5 protein-coding genes and 2 pseudogenes are annotated in these 19,176 nt (G+C 75.1%); 1 reads left to right on the top strand and 6 read right to left on the bottom strand.

Going from position 1 to position 19,176, the window contains the following annotated elements:
• The first annotated feature begins 105 nt into the window (after positions 1-105).
• Complete coding sequence (locus tag PCA76_RS13550; protein ID WP_272618138.1) at positions 106-1,026, top strand: alpha/beta fold hydrolase; 921 nt, start codon at positions 106-108, stop codon at positions 1,024-1,026.
• A gap of 55 nt (positions 1,027-1,081) precedes the next feature.
• Here PCA76_RS13550 and PCA76_RS13545 read toward each other — a convergent pair whose 3' ends face one another.
• From PCA76_RS13545 to PCA76_RS13515, 6 genes and pseudogenes are all read right to left on the bottom strand, one after another.
• A complete protein-coding gene (locus PCA76_RS13545) occupies positions 1,082-2,218 on the bottom strand; it encodes a beta-ketoacyl reductase (protein WP_272618136.1) in 1,137 nt (378 codons plus the stop codon).
• Positions 2,219-2,843: 625 nt separating this feature from the next.
• A pseudogene (locus PCA76_RS13540) lies at positions 2,844-9,782 on the bottom strand (SDR family NAD(P)-dependent oxidoreductase); the annotation flags it as partial.
• Positions 9,779-15,891: pseudogene (locus PCA76_RS13530) on the bottom strand (type I polyketide synthase). The pseudogenes PCA76_RS13540 and PCA76_RS13530, both read right to left, overlap by 4 nt.
• A gap of 110 nt (positions 15,892-16,001) precedes the next feature.
• Positions 16,002-17,252, bottom strand: a complete 1,251-nt coding sequence (locus PCA76_RS13525) for an FAD-dependent monooxygenase (protein WP_272618134.1) — start codon at positions 17,250-17,252, stop codon at positions 16,002-16,004.
• Complete coding sequence (locus PCA76_RS13520; RefSeq protein WP_272618132.1) at positions 17,249-17,494, bottom strand: acyl carrier protein; 246 nt, start codon at positions 17,492-17,494, stop codon at positions 17,249-17,251. The genes PCA76_RS13525 and PCA76_RS13520 overlap by 4 nt, the downstream gene beginning before the upstream one ends.
• Positions 17,484-19,172, bottom strand: coding sequence for an HAD-IIIC family phosphatase (locus tag PCA76_RS13515; RefSeq protein ID WP_272618131.1), 1,689 nt, complete (start codon positions 19,170-19,172; stop codon positions 17,484-17,486). Before PCA76_RS13515 ends, PCA76_RS13520 begins: the two co-directional genes overlap by 11 nt.
• Between the last annotated feature and the right edge of the window lie 4 nt (positions 19,173-19,176).

Here is a 19,176-nt window from a genome sequence, read left to right as displayed (position 1 = left end):
TCGGCTAGCAACTGTTTGTGCTGCTCACGCTATGTACCGGGGCTGGAGCGCAGCTTGACCCGGCGGCTCGACCCGGGCTCAAGCGGCGCGGAGGATCCTGCAGGGATGACGACCGAACCAGGGCATGCCCGCCTGGCCGGCACGGCGGTGTCGCCGCACGCCGGCCGCCCGGGTGGCATTCAGATCGCGTACGAGAGCCTCGGCCGCCCCAACGGTGAGCCACTGCTGCTCGTCATGGGCCTCGGCATGCAGATGATCATGTGGCACGACGACCTCTGCGGCGTTTTCGCCGAACGGGGCTTCACCGTCGCCCGATTCGACCACCGGGACGTGGGCGCCTCGACCCACCTGCACGAGGCCGGACGCCCCACCATCATGCGCATGATGCTGCGGCCGGGCGCTGCGGCGTACCGGCTGCCGGACATGGCCGGTGACGCGGTCGCCGTGCTCGACGCGCTGGGCTGGCCGCGCGCGCACGTCGTCGGCATCTCGCTCGGCGGGATGATCGCGCAGCAGATCGCGATCCAGCACCCTGAACGGGTGCTGAGCCTGACCTCGATCTCGGCCACCGCGTCGCCCCGGATCGGCCGGCTGACCATGCGCACCGCGATGCGCCTGCAGAAGCTCCAGGACCGGCCGGTCGAGGACCGGGAGGGTGCCGGCCAACTGATGGTCGACCTGTTCGACCTGATCGGCTCGCCCGGACACGACATGGACGAGCGTTGGCTGCGCGAGCGCGGCCGGATCGCGTTCGACCGCGCCTACGACCAGGCCGGCCGGTTGCGGCACGAGGCGGCGTTGATGGCCTCCCGGGACCGCCGTGCCCAGCTCGCCGAGTTGCGCATCCCGGCCCTGGTGGTGCACGGCGAGGCGGACAAGATCTGGGACGTCGCGGGCGGCCGGGCCACCGCCGACGCCATCCCGGGCGCCCGCCTGATGACCTTCCCGGGGTACGGGCACGGCATCCTGCCCAGGGCGCTCTGGTCCGACGTCGTCGGTGGCGTCGCCACGCTCGCCGGCCGCTGAACTCTCGACACAAAGGAGCCCGGTCACCGTCGCGGTGACCGGGCTCCGTCGTGTCTCACCAGCCGGCGGCGAGGTCCTCCCGGGCCGCGGCGACCAGGTCGTCGAGCGACAGCTCGGACAGCACCGTGTCGTGCAGTTCGGCCGGCCGGGCCCCAGGCACCGGCACCGGGGCCCGGGCGCCGGACAGTTCCCCGGCCAGATAGGCGGTCAGGGCCACGACTGTCGGGTGGTCGAGCGCCACCGTCGCCGGAAGCTCCCGGCCGAGGCCGTGCGCCAGCCGCGTCCGCAGGTCGATCGCCATGATCGAGTCGAGGCCAAGGTCGGCGAAGCCGCGGTGCTCGTCCACCGGGGCGGGACTGCCGAGCGTCTCGGCCACCATCGACGCCACCGCGTCACGCAGCGCGGCCGGCGCGTCCGCCTCGGCCAGGCCGGACACCCGGTCCTGGAGCCAGCCCGGCTGCGGCGCGGTCGCATCGACGGGCGCGGCGGCCACCGGCTCCGCCAACGCCGCCACCAGGGCCGCCCGAGGATGGCCGGCCACCAACTGGGCATAGCGGGGCGCGTCGAACGCGACCGCCACCAGCTGGTGCACGTCGCTGTCCAGCGCCGCCGCCAGGACCGGCGCGGCATCCGCGTCGGTCAGCGGCCGCACCTGGAACCGCTCGGCCGCCCTCCGCACCGCCTCGGTGCCGGCCAGGCCGGAGTCGCCGTCAGGCACCCACGGGCCCCAGGCGACGCTCACCGCCGGAACACCCTCGGCCCGCAGCGACTCGGCCAGCCCGGTCAGGTAGCCGTTGGCCGCCGCGTAGCCGGTCTGCCCGGCCGAGCCCAGCACCGCGGAGACCGAGGAGTACAGCACGAACGCGCTCAGGTTCCGGCCCCGCAGCGCCCCCGCGAGGGCTGCGGCGCCGTCCACCTTGCCGGCGAAGACCGCATCGTAGGTCGACGGCGCCGCCGTGGCGAACGCCCCGTCGGCGGTTGTCCCCGCCAGGTGCAGGACGGCGTCCAGCGGGCCGAGCCGATCGGCCGCCGCCACCGCCGCGGCACACACCCGCGGGTCACCGACATCGCCGCGCACCACCTCGACCCGTACGCCCTGCTCGGCGAGCGAGTCCAACACCCGCCGCGCACCCTCGCCCGGCGCGGACCGTCCCACCAGGGTCACCGCCCTGGTCCCCCGCTCGGCCAGCATCCGGGCGGTGCTCAGACCGAGCGCGCCCAGGCCACCGGTGATCAGCACTCCGGCCGGCCAGCCGCGCCCGCGGCCGCGGTCGCGTCGGCGTCAGCCGGGCACCGGTGACGTCGCCGGCCAGCACGCGCAGCCGGGGCTCGGCGAGCCCGCCGGCAACCGCGTCGATCAGCGTCGCCGCCAGCCGATCCACGGTGTCGCGGTCGGTCGCGACGCGGAGCAGCCGACGGTCCGGCTCCTCCGCCTCCAGCGCGGTGAGCAGGCCCCACAGCGCCTCACGCAGCGGCGCCCCGGCCGGTCCGGCCGGTCCGAGCACCGCGTACGGCACCGCCGGCCGGGTGTCCCCCAGCGACCTGGCGAGCGCCCGGACCGCGTCCAGCGGCTCGGACCCGTCCGGTGCGGACCATCGGGCGTCCACCACCAGGTCGGCCGGGCCGTCCGGATCGACGGTGTGCCCGGCGCGGCGCAGGGCGACGGCCAGGTCGGCGGCAAACGGGCCGTCACCGACCAGCCCGACGACGTACTGCCGCCCGGCCGGCCGCTCCGGGACCTCGATCGGGGTCCAGTCGACGGCGTACAGGTGGGACCGCTCCTCGCGCAGGCTCTGCCGCAGCAGCTCGCGCGGCGCGTGCCGCACCCGGAAGTCGTCCACCACCATCAGGCTCTCGCCGCCGGGTGTGAACAAATGCAGGTCGGCGGCGTCCACCCGACTGCGTCCGCCGGCCAGCGGCTCGGCCGACCGCACCCGGACCTTTCCCCACAGCTCGCCGGACGGTCGCGGTCCGGCCGGGAAGGCGATCCGAGCCGCCGAGAACGGGATGGCGAGCGACGCGGCCTCGGCGGCCCGGTCGTCGACCAGGAAACCGGCGATGCTCTGGAAGCACGAGTCGATCAAGCCCGGATACAGCTGGTACGACGCCGGATCGTCGGGCAGCACGGGCGGCGCGTAGCGGATCAGCGCCTCCTCGCCGCGGATCCACACGTCGGCGATCCACCGGAAGGACGGACCGAGGGTGTAGCCGAGCGCCGCGAAGTAGGCGTAGAACGCCGCCCCGGGGATGTGCCGCTCGGCGTCGGCGACGAACGCCGCCCGCTCCGCCTCCGCCGGGGCCGACCGGCCCGCATCGTCGCCGTCGGCCAACCGGCCGGAGAGGTGCTCCTGCCACTGCCGCCGCTCGGCGTCGAGCAGGCTGTGCACGGCCAGGTGACCGGTCGCGGTGTCGGCGACCAGCTGCACCCGGTACTCCTCGTCCTCGGCGACGACCAGCGCGCGCGGGCAGACCACGTCGGTCAGGGTCAGCGCCGCGCCGTCGCCGGCCAGCGCGGACAGCGCGGTCGCCAGGTGCGACGCGGCCGGGGTGACCACCGTGCCGTACAGCCGGTGGTCGGTGAGGTACGCGGGGAACGCGGTGGTGCGCGGGAACTCGAAGACCCGCGCCCGCAGCGCGGGCGACTGGACCTCGCTGCCCCAGTGTGGTCCGTTGACGGCCGGCGCGGGCGACGGCTGCGCCGGGACCGGCCGCACCCAGAACCGGGTGTCGGCGAACGGGTAGTCCGGCGCCGGCCCGGCCGCGCGGCCCTGCACCGCGGCCCACTTGATCGGCTGGCCCAGCTCGTACAGCCGCGCGGCCGCCTCGATCAGGACCGCCCGGTCCGACGAACCGCGGCGCATCGACGGCAGCGCGCCGCCGGACGGCAGCAGGCCGCCCGCCGTCACCAGGCCGGTAAGCGTGCGTCCCGGCCCGATCTCGACGAACGCGTCGACCCCGAGCTCGCGCAACGCCTCGATGCCGTCGGCGAAGCGCACCGGCTGCCGCACGTGCCGGGTCCAGTAGTCGGCGTCGTAGCCCTCGGCGAGCCGGCCGGTCACATTGCTCACGATCGGGAGCGCGGGCGGCCGGTGCTCCAGCGTGGCGACGACGGACCGCAACTCGCCGAGCATCGGCTCCATCAGCCGGGAGTGGAAGGCGTGCGAGACGACCAGGCGTTGTGCCCCGATCCGGTCGGCCTTACAGGCCGCGGCGAACGCGTCGACGGCGTCGGCCGGGCCGGCCACCACGACGGCGCGCGGCCCGTTTATCGCGGCGACGTCCAGCGGGTAGCCGCTGATCCGCTCGGCGACCTCGGCCTCGGTGGCTGTCACCGCAAGCATCGCGCCCGGTGTGGAGTGCTGCATCAGCCGCGACCGATGGCTGATCAGGAACAGGCCGTCCGCCAGGTCGAGCACGTCGGCGTGGACGGCGGCCGCGATCTCGCCGACGCTGTGGCCGAGCACGGCGGTCGCGGTGACTCCCCAGGACTCCCACAGGGCGGCCAGCGACAGTTGCAGGGCGACCAGCGCGGGCTGGGTCACCGCGGTCTGGTTGATCCGGTCCGGGTCGGTGCCGGTCCAGAGCAGCTCGGTGAGCGAGGCGCCCAGATGCGGGGCCACGACGGCGTCGCACTCGTCGAAGCGGGCCCGGAACACCGGCTCGGTCTCGTACAGCTCGCGGGCCATCCCGAAGTACTGGCTGCCCTGGCCGGAGAAGAGGAACGCCACCCGCGGCGGCCGGCCGGTGCCAGTCTCCGGCGGCGCCTTCTCCAACCCGGCGAGCAACTCCGCGGCAGTACGACCGACGACCGCGCGGCGGGCGCGCAGGTGGGCCCGCCCGGAGCCGGCGACCGCGGTCAGCCGGGCCACCCGCTCCTCGGACGGGTCGTCGGCGAGCGCGTCGCGCCAGGCGGCGGTGACCCGGTCCAGGCCAGGGGCGTCCGATCCGGACAGCGGCAGGACGAACGGCGGGCGTACGGCCGGCGGTTGCTCCTCGGCCGGGGCTTCGCCGACGACCACGTGCGCGTTCGTGCCGGAGAAGCCGAACGCCGAGATGCCGGCCAGTCGCCGGTCGCCCACGGCCCGCCACGGCATGGCGCCGTCCACCACCCGGACGTTCATCTCCGCCCAGTCGATCTTCGGGTTCAGTTCGGCGCAGTGCAGGTCGGCCGGCAGCCGTTCGTGCCGCATCGCGAGCACCGTCTTGACCAGCGAGACCATGCCGGACGCGGACTCGCAGTGGCCGACGTTGCTCTTCACCGAGCCGACGTAGAGCGGGGTGCCCGGCTTGCGGCCGGAGCCGAGGACCTGCCAGGCGGCGGCGACCTCGACCGGGTCGCCCAGCGCCGTACCGGTGCCGTGCGCCTCGAGATAGGACACCTCGGCGGCGTCAACCCCGGCGTCCGCCAACGCCGACCGGATCACCGCCTGCTGCGCCCGCCCGTTCGGCGCGGTCAGCCCGGTCGACGCGCCGTCGGAGTTGACGGCGCTGCCGTGCAGCACCGCGAGCACCCGGTCGCCCTCGCGCCGGGCCACGCTGAGCGGCTTGAGCACCACCATCGCCACCGCCTCGGAGCGGACGAAGCCGTCCGCGTCGGCGCTGAAGGTGCGGCAGCGACCGGTCGGCGACAGCATGTGCGCCCGGCTGACCGCCACCGAGGCGGTCGGGGCGGCGATGATGTTGACCCCGCCGACCAGCGCGGTCTGCGACTCCCCCGCGCGCAGCGATCGGATCGCCAGGTGCAGCGCGACCAGCGACGACGAGCACGCGGTGTCGACCGCCATCGCCGGGCCCTGGAGCCCGTACAGATAGCTGAGCCGGCCGGCCGCGGCGTTGAGCGCGGTGCCGGTGCCGAAGTAGGCGTCCAGCCCGTCCAGGCCGCCGCGTTCGAGCAGGCGGGCGTAGTCGCTGTTGGAGATGCCGACGAAGACGCCGGTGCGGCCGCCGCGCAGGCTGCGCGGGTCGAGGCCGGCGTTCTCGAACGCGTGCCAGGCCGTCTCCAGCAGTAGCCGCTGCTGCGGGTCCAGGCTCTCCGCCTCGCGGCCCGGGATGTCGAAGAAGGCGGCATCGAACCGGTCCACGTCGCGCAGGAAGCCGCCCTGGTCGGTGGTGATGGTGCCGGCACGCAACTGGTCGGCGTCGTGCAGGGCGGCGCCATCCCATCGGTCTGCGGGCACCGGGCCGACCCCGTCGCGGCCGCCGATCAACAGGTCCCACAGCTCGTCGACCGAGTCGGCGCCGGGGAAGCGGCCGGCCATACCGATGATCGCGATCGGCTCGCCGGCCGGGATCACGGCCGGTTGTTCGGGTTGAACAGGCGTCGCCAGCAGCGGCTCGGCAAGGCGCAGCGGCTGCGCCTCGGGTGCCGCCGCGCCGACCGCCCGGTCCAGGACGAGCGCACCGAGGTCGGCCACCGTCGGGTGGTCGAAGACGTCCGCCGTCCGCAGTCGGATGCCGAACCGCGCGCCGAGTGCGTCGAGCAGGTCGATCACCATCATCGAGTCCAGCCCGAGGTCGAAGAAGCCCTGATCGTCGCGGATCTCGGCGGTCGACGCGAAGCCCAGAACCTGGGCCACCGCGTCCCGCACGGCGTCCCGGGCGGCGCCCGGCCGGGCCAGGTCGGGCAGGTCCCGTAGGGAGACCGCGGCGGCCGGCTCCGCAGCTGGCTCGACGGCCGGAGCCAGCTCGCGGAGCAGGGCGCGCGGGTGGCGGCCGGCCAGCACCGCGTCGAGCCGGGCCCAGTCGGCCGGGCAGCACACGATCGACGACTCCGCCCCCTGCGCCAGGGCGGTCAGCGCCGCGACGCCGTGCTCGGGCCGCACCGCGCCCACGCCGCCGCGGGCCAGGTCGGCGAGATCGTCGGCGTCGACCATGCCGTCGCCGGCCCACGGGCCGTACGCGACCGTGGTGGCCGCCAGCCCCAGGCCGGCACGGTGCCGGATCACCAGTTCGGCGGCGCCGTTGGCCGCGGCGTACGCGGCATAGCCGTCGGCGCCCCAGAGTGCCGACACCGACGAGGTGACGATGAAGAAGTCGAGCGGCTGGTCGGCCAGGAGCAGGTGCAGCCACCAGGCGCCGGCCAGCTTGGCGCGCAATGCCTCGGCGAAGGCCGGACCGTCCACCTCGGGCAGGGGCGTGCGCTCGATCGTGCCCGCGGCGTGCAGCACGCCCGCGATTGGGCGGCCGTCGGCGGCCAGGGCGTCGGCCAGCGCCACCGGGTCCGCGCAGTCGGCCGACCGGTAGCGCACATCGACGCCCTCGGACCGGAGCCGGGCGAGCAGGTCGGCTGCGGCTGACGCAAGGCCGTCCTCCCGCCGTCGGCCGAGGAGCAGCAGGTGCCGGGCGCCGCGGCGGACCAGGTCGTCGACGAGCACCCGGCCGACCCCGCCGAGCCCGCCGGTAACCAGGTAGGTCGCGTCGGCGCGGAGCGGCGGCCGGTCGGCCGTGGCGGTGGAAGCGGCGGCCCGAAGCCGTCCGGTGAGCACCCGCCCGTCGCGGACCGCGAGCAGATCCTCCGGTCCGCCGTCGGGCAGAGCCCGCAGCAGGGCGTCGATGTCGGCCACGCCCGGGTTGGCCGGCAGGTCGGCGATCCCGGCGTACGCGGCGGACTCCAGGCCCAGCACCGGGGCCAGGCCGTGCAGCGCGCCGTGCCCGGTGGCGGGCACCTCGTCGTCGCGGGTCACCCGACGGGCACCCCGGGTCAGCAACACGACCCGATGGCCGGCCGGCACGTCGCGCAGCGCGACGGTGACCGCCGCGCACAGGGCCGCGGTCGCGTCGATGGCCGGGGCGTCGCCGGTGGTGGCCGGCAGCGCCGGCGCCGCGTACGCCAGCAGGACGCAGGCCGGCTCCTCGGGGCGCGCGCCGCCGAGCGGAAGCACCACGCGGCCCGCCGCCCGGGCTCGGGACTCGAGTAGCCCGGTCAGTTCGGCGTCGTCACCCAGGACCACGACCGGACGGCGGTCGTCGCGCTCCGGCAGCGGCACCCAGGTCAGCTCGTTCAGCGGAGGGGCCGGCGCGGTGGCGACGTCCACCTTCGGGGCGAAGCGCTGCCGCTGCCACGGATAGCTCGGCAGGTCGACGACCCGGCGGGCCGGCGCCGGCGCCGGTGGCTCGGCGTCCACGGCGAGATCACGCACCGCCGGCGACGGTTCGCCGGCGGCGAGGGCGGCGAGCGCGTCCGCCGCGACGCCCGTGTCGGCGGCGGCCACCCAGGCGCGCACCCGTCGTCGGGGCCGGCCCGCCCCGGCGCTGTGCGCGAAGGCCGGATAGTCCGCCTCGTCGAGGGTCGCCAGCCGGTCCCGGTAGCGGGCAGCGAGCGTCCGCAGCGCCTCCGGCGTGTGCGCGCCGATCTCGAAGCCGACCACCTCGTCCGACTCCGGCCGGGTCGGCGGTGTCACCCCAGCCGACTCGGCGGTGCCGAGGATGACGTGGGCGTTCGTGCCACTCATGCCGAACGAACTGACCCCGGCGTGCCGGTTCCCGGCCGCCTCGTCCCACGCCAGCACCTCGGTGGGCAGGGTGATCGCGGTGCCGCTCAGGTCGATCCGCGGGTTGAGCGTGCCGAAGTGCACGAGCGGCGGCACCTGGGCGTTCCGCAGCGAGAGGACCGCCTTGAGGATGCCGAGTACGCCGGCAGCCGCCTCAAGGTGACCGAAGTTCGTCTTGGCGGCCCCGATCAGCAGCGGCGCGTCCGTGCCGCGCGGGCGCCCGAGCACCGTGGCAAGGGCTTCCATCTCGATCGGGTCGCCCAGGGCCGTACCGGTGCCGTGGGTCTCGACGAGCCCGACGTCGGCGGCGGTGAGACCGGCGTCGGCCAGCGCCGCGCGCAGCAGCGCGGTCTGCGCCAGGACGTTCGGGGCGGTGAAACCCGAGGACCGGCCGTCCTGGTTGAGCGCGGACCCCTTGACCACGGCAAGCACGTTGTCGCCGTCACGGACGGCGGCGTCGAGCCGCTTGAGCACCAGGACGACGGAGCCCTCGCCGCGGGTGAAGCCGTTGGCGCGGGCGTCGAACGCCTTGCACCGGCCGTCCGGGGCGAGCGCGCCCATCTCCGGGCCGAGCAGCCGGGTCGAGCGCGGCGACAGGATCAGGTTGACTCCGCCGGCCAGCGCCGTTTCGCACTCGCCGGCCCGCAGCGCCGCCACCGCCTGGTGCAGGGCGACCAGCGACGACGAGCACGCGGTGTCCACGGCCACCGCCGGGCCGGTGAGGCCGAGCGCGTACGCGACCCGACCGACCGCGAAGCAGTGGCCGTTGCCGGTCGCCCAGTAGGCGTCCGCGGTCCGTGGCTCCCAGTCCCGGTAGTCCTGGTGGGTGATGCCGATGTAGCAGCCGACCCGCTGGTCGCGCAGGCGGTCCGGCGGGGTGGCCGCGTGGTCCAGCGCCTCCGCCGCCACCTCGAGCAACAACCGGTGCTGTGGGTCCAGGGCGCTCGCCTCGCGCGGGCTGATCCCGAAGTACGCGGCGTCGAAGGTGAGCACCTCGTCGAGGAAACCGCCCTGGCGGGGCAGCGTCGCCCACTCGTCGGTGAACGGCTCGGTGCGGGCCGCCGGGATCGGCCGGATCAGGTCGCGGCCCGCGGTGAGCGCGGCCCAGTACCCGTCCAGGGTGTCGATCCCGCCGGGCAGGCGCAGCCCGGCGCCGATGACGGCGATCGGCTGGCGGCCGCCCAGCTCGTCGAGTTGCCCGCGGAGTTTGCGGATGGTGTCCAGGGCACGGCTCAGCGGCGTCGGGCCGCCCGGTGTCGTCGTCACTGCACTCGTTCCGTTTCCGTCGCGATGTCGAGGAGTTGCTCGCACAGCACCGAGGCAAGGGCGCCGGCCGTGCCGTAGGTCCAGAGCAGCGTGGGTGAGAGCTTCAACCCGAACGCGGACTCCAGGCGGTTGCGCAGTTCCAGGCTCATCAGCGAGTCCAGCCCGAGCGCCTTGAACGGGGTCTGCTGGTCCACGGCGCCAGGATCGATGCGCAGCACCCGCCCGGTCAGCTCGCGCACCTTGTCCTCCACCAACGGCACCCGGTCGTCCGGCGCCGCGCCGTGCAGGCGATCCAGGAACACCTTGCTGTCCGCGCCGCCGGCCGCGCCGCCCTCGGCCCGCAGCTCCTGCCAGCTGGGCAGCGCCGCGGTGTCCGGGTAGGCGTCGAACCACTGCCGCACGTTCAGCGGCACGTAGCCGACGACCCGCTCGCCGTCGCGCAGGAACCGGGCGAGGGCTGGCCACGCCTGGGCGACCGGGAAACTGCCCATGCCGCGCTCGGACAGGCGGTCGCCGCGGTTGCCGTCCTGCGCGGCGAGTCCGACGTCGGCGAACGGTCCCCACTGGACGGACAGTGCCGGCCGGCCACGGCGGCGGCGCGCCTCGGCGAGGCCGTCCAGGTAGGCGTTGCCGGCCGCGTAGCCGGCCTGGCCGGCGTTGCCGACGAGCGCGGCGGCCGAGGAGAACAGCACGAACAGGTCCAGCGGGTCGCCGACGGTCAGCGCGTCCAGGTGCCGCGCGCCGTCCGCCTTCGGCGCCACCGCATGCTCGATCTGCTCCGGGCGCAGGGTCGCGACCGTCGCGTCGTCGAGCACACCGGCGGCGTGCACCACACCCCGGATCGGCGCCTGCCCGACGCGGACCTGGTCGAGGACCCCGGCCAGCGCCTCGCGGCTGGTGACGTCCACCGGGTACGCCCGGACATCGCACCCGCGGCCCGGAGCGCTGCGATCCGGTCCGCCGCGGCCTGATCCGGCGCCCGCCGCCCGAGCAGGGCGAGCGATCCGCCGCCATGCCCCGCGACGAACTCGGCCAGCGAGAGGCCGAGCGCGCCCAGGCCGCCGGTGATCACGTAACTGCCGTCGGACCGGAACCGGCCGCCCGGCATCGGCTCCGGGGCCACGGCGGTGACCGTCGCCGGGTCCACCAGCACCAGCTTGCCGATGTGCCGGCCGGTGGCCATCGTGCGCAGCGCGTCGGCGGCGCCGGCGAAGTCGTACCGGGTCACCGGCAGCCGCGGTAGCTTGCCGGTCGTCACCAGGTCCCACACCTCCGTGAGGAGCGGGTCGAACCGTTCCGGACGCCGGTCCATCAGGCCGGCCAGGTCGACCGCCGAGATGGTGACCGACTTGCGGAAGGCGGCCAGGCTGATCCGGCGGCCGGCGTACACGTCCTTCTTACCGACCTCGAGGAACCGGCCGTCCTCGGCGAGCACGTCCAGCCCGGCGTCGATCGCCGCGCCGGTGAGCGAGTTGAGGACCACGTCGACGCCGCGGCCGCCGGTGGCCGTCAGCACCTCGCCGGCCCAGGACAGGTCGCGCGAGTCGAAGACGTGCCGTATGCCGATACCGCGCAGGTAGTCGCGTTTCTCCTCGGTGCCCGCGGTGGCCAGCACCTCGGCGCCGAGGTGCTGGGCGACGCCGATCGCGGCCAGACCCAGCCCGCCGGCGGCGGAGTGCACGAGCACCGTCTCGCCGGCCCGTACCCGGCCCAGGTCGGCCAGCGCGTACCAGGCGGTCAGCGTCGCCAGCGGCAGCGCCGCCGCGTCGGCGTCGTCGATCTCGGGGGACAGCGGGCGCACCCGGGCGGCGTCGACCGTCAGGTGCGAGGCGATCGCGCCGAACGCGCAGGCGACCACCCGGTCACCGACGGCGAGCCCGGTGACGCCGGCGCCCACGGCGGTGATCCGCCCGGCGCACTCGCCGCCGAGCAGCTCGCCGCCGACCGGGTCCGGGTAGGTGCCCATCGCCTTCATCACGTCGATGAAATTGAGCGCGGCGGCGGTCACCTCCACCTGCACCTCGCCGTCGGCCGGAGCGCGCCGGGACCGCGGCCGGAACTCCAGGCCGTCCCAGCGACCCGGCCGGGCCGGCACCAGGCGGAACGGCTGCGCCGGAGTGCGCCACTCGGGCACGGCCTCGTCCGGCTCCGCCCGGCCGGCCACGATCCGACCCACCCAGCGGTCCGCGCCGCGCAGCACCACCTGGTCGTCGCCGGTGGTGGCCAGTTCGGCGGCGACGGCGAGCGCCACCGCAGCCGGGTCACCGGTCGCACCGACGTCAATCAGCGTGGGGGCGAGCTCCGGGTGCTCGCGGCGCAGCACGCGGGTGAAGCCCCAGAACAGGGCGGCGCCCGGATCCGGCAGATCGGCCTCGGTGACCGCCTGGGCGCCGGTGGTCACCACCGCGATCCGGGGCGGCGCGGGCAGTGCCGCGGCAGACCGGGCCAGCTCGGTGAGACGGACCAGTGCGGCACGCTGCTCCGGCTCGGCGGTCGGCACGAGGAACACCACGCCGGCCGGCTCCTCCCCGACGAGGGCGGCCAGGTCGGTCAGCTCCTCCCCCGGCAGAGCGGCGGCCAGCGGGCCGGTCCCGGCGACGAGCCACCGGCCGGTGAGCTCCGCCGGCTCGGGACACTGGGCGGGCCGGAACGCCAGCCGGTGCAGCAGCGCCTCGTCCGGGTCGTCGCCGGCCGTCAGCGCCAACTCCCGGAGGCACAGCCCGATCATGCTCAGCACCGGCTGCCGCTCGGTGTCGAAGACGTGCACGTCGTACCGGCCGTCGTCGCGCCGCTCGGCGTACGACCAGCCGGCTGTCAGCGTCGTGCCGGCGTGCCGTTCGACCCGCTCCACCTCGGTCGGCACCACCGTGGCGGTGCCCTCGCTGACGGCGAGGCTGACCTGCAGGGCCGCGTCCCACAGCGCGGGGTGCAGGGCGGCCGTCGCACCGGCCCGGCACTTCGCCGGCAGCTCCAGCTCGCCGAGCGCGCGGGCGCCGTCGACCGACACCCGGCGGACGCCCTGCAGCGCCGGGCCGTACCGCAGCCCGCGCCGCCCGCACGCCTCGTAGAACTCCGCCGCCTCGATCGGACTCTGCGCGGCCAGCCCGGTCGGGAAGGGCACCGGGGTGGTGCCGACGGACTGCTGCGCCCGGGCCGTCGCGTGGGTGGTCCAGCCGGATCCGTCGGACGACAACGAGCACAGCGTGAACGAGCCGCCCTCGGTGACGTCGTCGCGCCACAGCGCGCCGATCTGCGCCGCCGCGTCGCCGGCCAGGGTGAGGTCGGCGCTGAACCGGACGTCGCGCAGCACGGCCGGCTCCTGCCCGGTCCGGGCCCGGCCGGTGGCCAGGGCGATGGCGAGCATCGCCGCCCCGGGCACCACCACGGCGTCGTGCACCTGGTGGTCGACGAGCCACGGCTGGCTGCCGGTGCCGAGCTCCAGCTCGCCCTGCCACAGGTCGGGCTCGGTGGCCGACGGAACGAGAACGACGTCGAGCCCGAGCCGGCCGGTGCGACGGCGCGCGCCCTCCGTCCAGTTCCGGGTGCGCTGCCAGGCAACGCCGGGCAGCCGGACGGTCCGGCCCGGTGGCAGGTAGGCGTGCGGGGCCACACCAGCCACGTACGCGGCGGCGAACGCCCCGGCCAGGTCGTCCACCGTCCCGGCGTCCCGGCGCAGGGTGGTCAGCACGCGGGGCGGGAGCGGGCGCCGCACGGCGATCTGCTCGAGCGCGGTCAGCAGGACCGGGTGCGGGCTGATCTCGACCAGGTGCGTGACCCCCCGGTCGATCAGCTCGTCCACGGTGGTCAGGAAGCGCACCGGACGGCGCAGGTTCTCGGCCCAGTACGTCGCGCCCATCTCGGGACCGGACATGATGGCCGCCCGCACCGTCGAGACCAGCTCGACCGTCCCGCCGGTCGGGGTGATCGCGCCGAGCGCCGCGGTCAGGGCCGGGGTGAGCGCGTCCATCTGCGGGCTGTGCGACGCGTAGTCCACGTCGACGAGCCGGCAGTGCACGCCGTCCGCCTCCAGGATCTCGCGAAGCGCGAGCACGGCGTCCCCGTCGCCGGAGAGCACGCACGAGTCCGGTCCGTTCTCGACGGCGAGCGACACCAGGTCCTCGAACCCGGCGAGCGCCGCCCGCGCCGACTCCGGGTCGAGCGCCACGGCGAGCATCCGGCCCCGGCCGGACGCCCGCACGGCGAGCGCACTGCGGGTGGCGACGACCAGGGCAGCGTCCTCGTAGGACAGGATCCCGGCCACGGTCGCGGCGGAGACCTCACCCTGGCTGTGCCCAACCACCACGTCCGGGGTGACGCCGGCGTGTCGCCACAGCTCGGCGAGCCCCACCGACATCGCCCACAGGGCCGGCTGCACCATGTCGACGCGCGACGTCCACGCGTTTCCGGCCGCGCCGGAGAGCACCTCGGCGAGGTCCCAGTCGACGTGCGGCGCGATCGCCCGCGAGCAGCGGTATACCACGGACTGGAAGACCGGGCTGGCGGCGTACAGGTCGCGGCCCATGGCCGCCCACTGCGAACCTTGGCCCGGGAAGACGAAGGCGACCCGACCGACCGTCTCGGCGCGGCCGGTGACCAGCCCGTCGATGTCGGCGTCCGCGTCGGCGGCCCACTTGTCGAGGCGCTCCAGCGTCGCGGCGGTGTCGGCGGCGAGCGCGGCCACCCGCAGCGGGAAGTGGTCGGCGCGGTGCGCGAGGGCGCCGGCCACCTGCACCGGGTCGGCGCCGTGCGCGAGTAGGCCGTGCACGTCCCGCACCCGGTCGCGCAGCGCGGCCGGCGAGTGCGCGGAGATCGGCAGCACGGCCGGGACGCCGAGGGCTGGTGACGCCGGTTCGGTGCCGGCCGGGTCGCGCGGAGGGCCAGCGACGACCACGTGCGCGTTCGTGCCGCCCCAGCCGAACGAGTTCACGCCGAGGAAGAGCGGCTCGTCGGGCAGCGCGACCGGACCGGTGGCCACCCGCAGGTTCAGGCCGGTGAAGTCGATGGCCGGGTTCAGCTCGCCGCGGTGCCGGGTGGCTGGCACGGTGCGGTGCCGGATCGCGAGCAGCACCTTGAGCAGTCCGGCCAGGCCGGCGGTCGCCTCGGTGTGTCCGATGTTCGTCTTGACCGACCCGATCGGCAGCGGGCCGGCGGACGCGTCCCGCGCCTGGCCGACGATCCGGCCGAGCGCCTCGGCCTCGACCGGGTCGCCGCGGCCGGTGCCGGTGCCGTGCGCCTCGACGTAGGCGAGCCGGTCCAGCGGGATGCCGCCCTCGGTGTACGCCCGGCGCAACAGGTCCTCCTGGCCGGCGGGGTTCGGCGTGACCAGGCTGTCCCCGCCGCCGTCGTTGTTCACCACGGTCCGCACGATCACGCCCTGGATCCGGTCGCCGTCGGCGATCGCCCGGTCCAGCCGCTTGAGATACAGCCCGGCGATGCCCTCGGCCCGGACGAACCCGTCGGCGTCTGCGGCGAAAGCTTTGCACCGGCCCTCCGGGGACAGGCCGCCGAAGTGGGTCAGCCCGATCGAGACGTCCGGCGCGAGGATCAGGTTGACTCCCCCGACCAGGGCCGCGTCGATCTCGCCGGTGCGCAGTGCCTGGCCGGCCAGGTGCAGAGCCACCAGCGACGACGAGCACCCGGTCTCGACCACCAGCGACGGGCCGGTGGCGCCCAGGAAGTACGAGACCCGGGCGGCGATCACGTCCAGGGCGTTGCCCACCGTGCTGTGCTGGGTGGCGCCTGCGCCCCGCTCCTTGCGCAGGATCTCGTAGTCGTGCCAGGACGCGCCGACGTACACGCCGGTACGCGTGCCCCGCAGCGCCGCGGCCGGCTGGCCGGCGTCCTCCAGCGCCCGCCAGGCCACCTCGAGCATCAGCCGCTGTTGCGGGTCGATGTCCGCGGCCTCGCGCGGGGAGATGCCGAAGAAGCCGGGGTCGAACTGGTCAACGCCGTCGAGGAAGCCGCCGACGTCCTGCACCGCCCGCTCCGGGTCGAGCTGGGCGGTGGCGTCCCAGCGCTCCGGCGGCACCGGCCGGATGGCGTCACCGCCGTCGGCCAGCAGCTGCCAGAAGGCGTCCAGGTCGGGCGCGTTCGGGAACCGCCCGGCCATGCCCACCACGGCCAGGAGCTGGGTCGGGTCGCCGGCAGGGTCGTTGTCATGCATCACGGGACCGCCTCGATGTCGACGAAGAGAGGAACGGAGTTGCAGGGCCGGGTGAGTCAGACGCCGAGGCCCTGCCGGGTGCCGCCGGCATCCGGGGCCAGGTCGACCGGGTCGATGCCGTGCGGAGCGTTCAGGACGCCGCCGAAAATCCGGTACTTCAGCGGCAGCGCGTCGAGCAGCCGGTACCGGGCGCGGCGCAACAGCACACCGGGCGTGCTGCCGGTGGCCAGCGCCTTCTCCTGGAGCCGCTGGAAGCTGGTGACGTGCGCCTTGTGGCGGCGCCGTTCGGTCACGAATCCGGCGAACGCCGAGGCGGGGATCGGGCCGGCGCCGGACAGGGCGTTGGCGATGATCGGCGCGATCACCACCGCATCCTGGATGGCCAGGTTGACGCCCTGGCCGAGGATCGGCGTGCAGGTGTGCGAGGCGTCGCCGATCAGGACCAGGCCGTCCCGGGTCCACTCCGGCACCTCGGCCGTGAAGATCTCCAGGAACGACGTGTCGTCCCACGAGTTCAGGTGCTCCGCGACGACCGGGGCCAGCCGCGGGTCGAGCGCCATGATGCCCGCCTTGAACGGCGCGAAGCCCGCCTTGCGTAGTGCGCCGAGCCCTCGCTTCGGCAGGTTGTGGCCGATCCGCAGGAAGTCCGGGAACGTCGGCAGCACCACCAGGTGCCGGTCGCGGTCGACGACGAGCTCCGCCTGCAGGCCCCAGTCGGCCGGCCGGGGCAGCTTGAAGGACAGGAAGTCGCGGGCCATGTGCTGCACGTCGGCGGTGATGCCGGCCGCGTGCCGCACCTTGGAGAACCGGCCGTCGGCACCGACCACGAGCCGGGCGCGCACCTCGGTCGTCGTGCCGTCGCGGCTGCGCAGGCGGGCGCCGGTGACGGTGTCGCCGTCGCGTACCAGGCCGGTGAACGAGACACCGAAGCGGTACTCGAACGTCGGGTACTGCGCGGCCGCGTCCGCGAACATCGCGATGAGCGCGGGCTGCGGGATGTCGACCGGCACCTCGCCGAGCCCGAACCGCCGGTAGTCGACGTGCATCACCCGACGGCCCTCCATCCGCATCGTGACGCCCTCGGTGCGCAGGAAGCCGTGGTCGTCGAGCGCCGGGCCGAAGCCGAGCCGGCGCAGTGTCACGACCGACGGCGCGGCCACGGTCTCGCCCCGGAAGTCGCGCTCCAGGGAGGTCTGCTTCTCGACCACGAGCACACCGACGCCGCGGCGGGCCAGCAGGAAGCCGAGCAGCGCGCCGGCCGGCCCGCCGCCGACGATCAGGACGTCCGTCTCCTGCACGGCGCTCATCGGGGCGTCCCCGCGCCGGTCCGGTCGACGAGCTCCGCGAGGTCGCCGACCGTGGCGGCCGCGGCAAACCGCTCGTAGTCGAGCGGCCGGCCCGTCTCGCGCTCCAGGTACACCAGCACCCGCAGCGCGTTGACCGAGTCCCAGCCGTCCACCGCGACGAGCGGGGTGCCCGCCGCGAGGGTCTTGCCGGGCAGGTCGAGCAGGTCGGTGATGACCTCGACCACCAGGTCCTCAGCCAGCACGGAACACCTCCGATTCATGCGTGATCTCGATGAAGGGACTCAGGTCGGGCAGCCGCGCCAGGTCGTGCCGGAACTCGCCGGCAGCGGTGGTGGGGCGGAAGCCGAGCGACGGATAGAGGCCGGCGAACCGGCCGTTGCGGTCGGTCGCCCGGAACGTGCCGGCGACGCCGGGCGCCCCGGCTGCGGCCGCCGACCGCAGCACCAGGCCGAGCAGCGTGCTTTCCACGCCGCGGCTGAACACCCGGCAGCTGAGCACGAAGTTGCCGACCGTCCAGGCGCCGTCCGCGGCCCGGTCGAGGGCGATCGCGGCGATCAGCCCGTGGTCGCCGAACCGGTCGCTGAGCCGGGCCGCGAAGAAGGTGGGTGCGCCGTCCGTGCCGGACCGGTCCACCTCGGCCGCGCCGTACCGAACGCCGGTGAGGTTGAACTGGTTGGTCTTGGCGAACAACTGTGTGATCCGGCCGGCGTTCATCGGCGTCAGCGGCTCGACGGTGAGCCGCGAGCCGAGTTGTGCCAGGTGATCCTCCAGGCTGGTCGCCTGCTGCTCGATCTCCCGGCTCCGGGCCCGGGCGCGGTACGAAGTGGTGCGGTCGCGGTCCTCGTCGGTCAGCGACAGCACCAGGAAGTCGCCGCGGGCGGCGAGCGCGCCGGCGTAACCCGCCGGGTCGTCGGGCAACTCGACGGTGGCGACCTCGGGCGCCATCCGGCGCATCAGTTCCCGCTCGACCGGGTTGTCGTCGACGAAGACGAAGGCGTCGCTGCCGAGGTTCAGCTCGGCGGCGATGGCCCGGACGTTGCCGGCCTTGGGCTCCCAGTCGATCCGTCGGGCCACGAAGTGCTCGCTGCGCAGCAGCATCTCGGGGTGGGTGTCGAGCGCCTCGACGGCGAGCGGGTCGTCGTTCTTGGAGCTGACCGCGAGCAGGACGCCCTGTGCAGACAGGTCGCGGGCAAGCCGCTGGAGCTCGGTGTGCGCGGTCCCCGGATAGCTGCCGCCAACCCGCAGCCCGGCGGTGCCGACGTCACCGACCACGCCGTCCCAGACCGTGTTGTCCAGGTCGAGCACCAGGCACTTGGCGGACCGGCCCAGGTCGGCGGCGGCGACCCGGGACAGCTCCTCGGCGTACGCGAGCAGGTAGCTGGGCCTGTAGGCGTGGCCCGCGACGTGGCGCATCCGGTCGCCCGCGAAGATGCCGCCGGCCGTCTCGGCGAGGTCCGGGAAGTCCAGTACCACGGCCGACGGCAGGTCGGCGGCCAGGCCGGCCAACTCGGCGTTCATCCGCGACCACACTGCGGCGAGCCGGGCACGGGCGGCGTAGCTCACCAGCCGGCGCGACCGCAGCGGGCTCAGCGGGATGGTGCCGAGCACTGTCAGGCCGCCCAGCGTCTCGCGGGCGGCGGTGGCCCAGGTGGCAACCTCCGTCGGGAAGGCGACGCAACGGGCTTCGACCTCGTCGAGGTCGACCGGGTCGGCCACCCGGTCGAAGACCGCCGCGTCGTCGAGCAGGCAGGCAACCAGCCGGGGACGCAGCGTGGACAGCTCCGGCGCGCCGGCGGCGATCTCCAGCTGCCATTGGTTGAACCCGGCCATCCGGACCTCGGGGAGGATCCCGCGGCGGAGCGCCGCCGCGGTGATCATCGGGGGCAGCGCGTCCAGGGTGGAGCTGCCGAGCAGGGCCACGGTC

The organism is Micromonospora sp. LH3U1 (assembly GCF_028475105.1).
GTDB lineage: Bacteria > Actinomycetota > Actinomycetes > Mycobacteriales > Micromonosporaceae > Micromonospora.
This window is presented reverse-complemented; position numbering and strand designations above follow the sequence as displayed.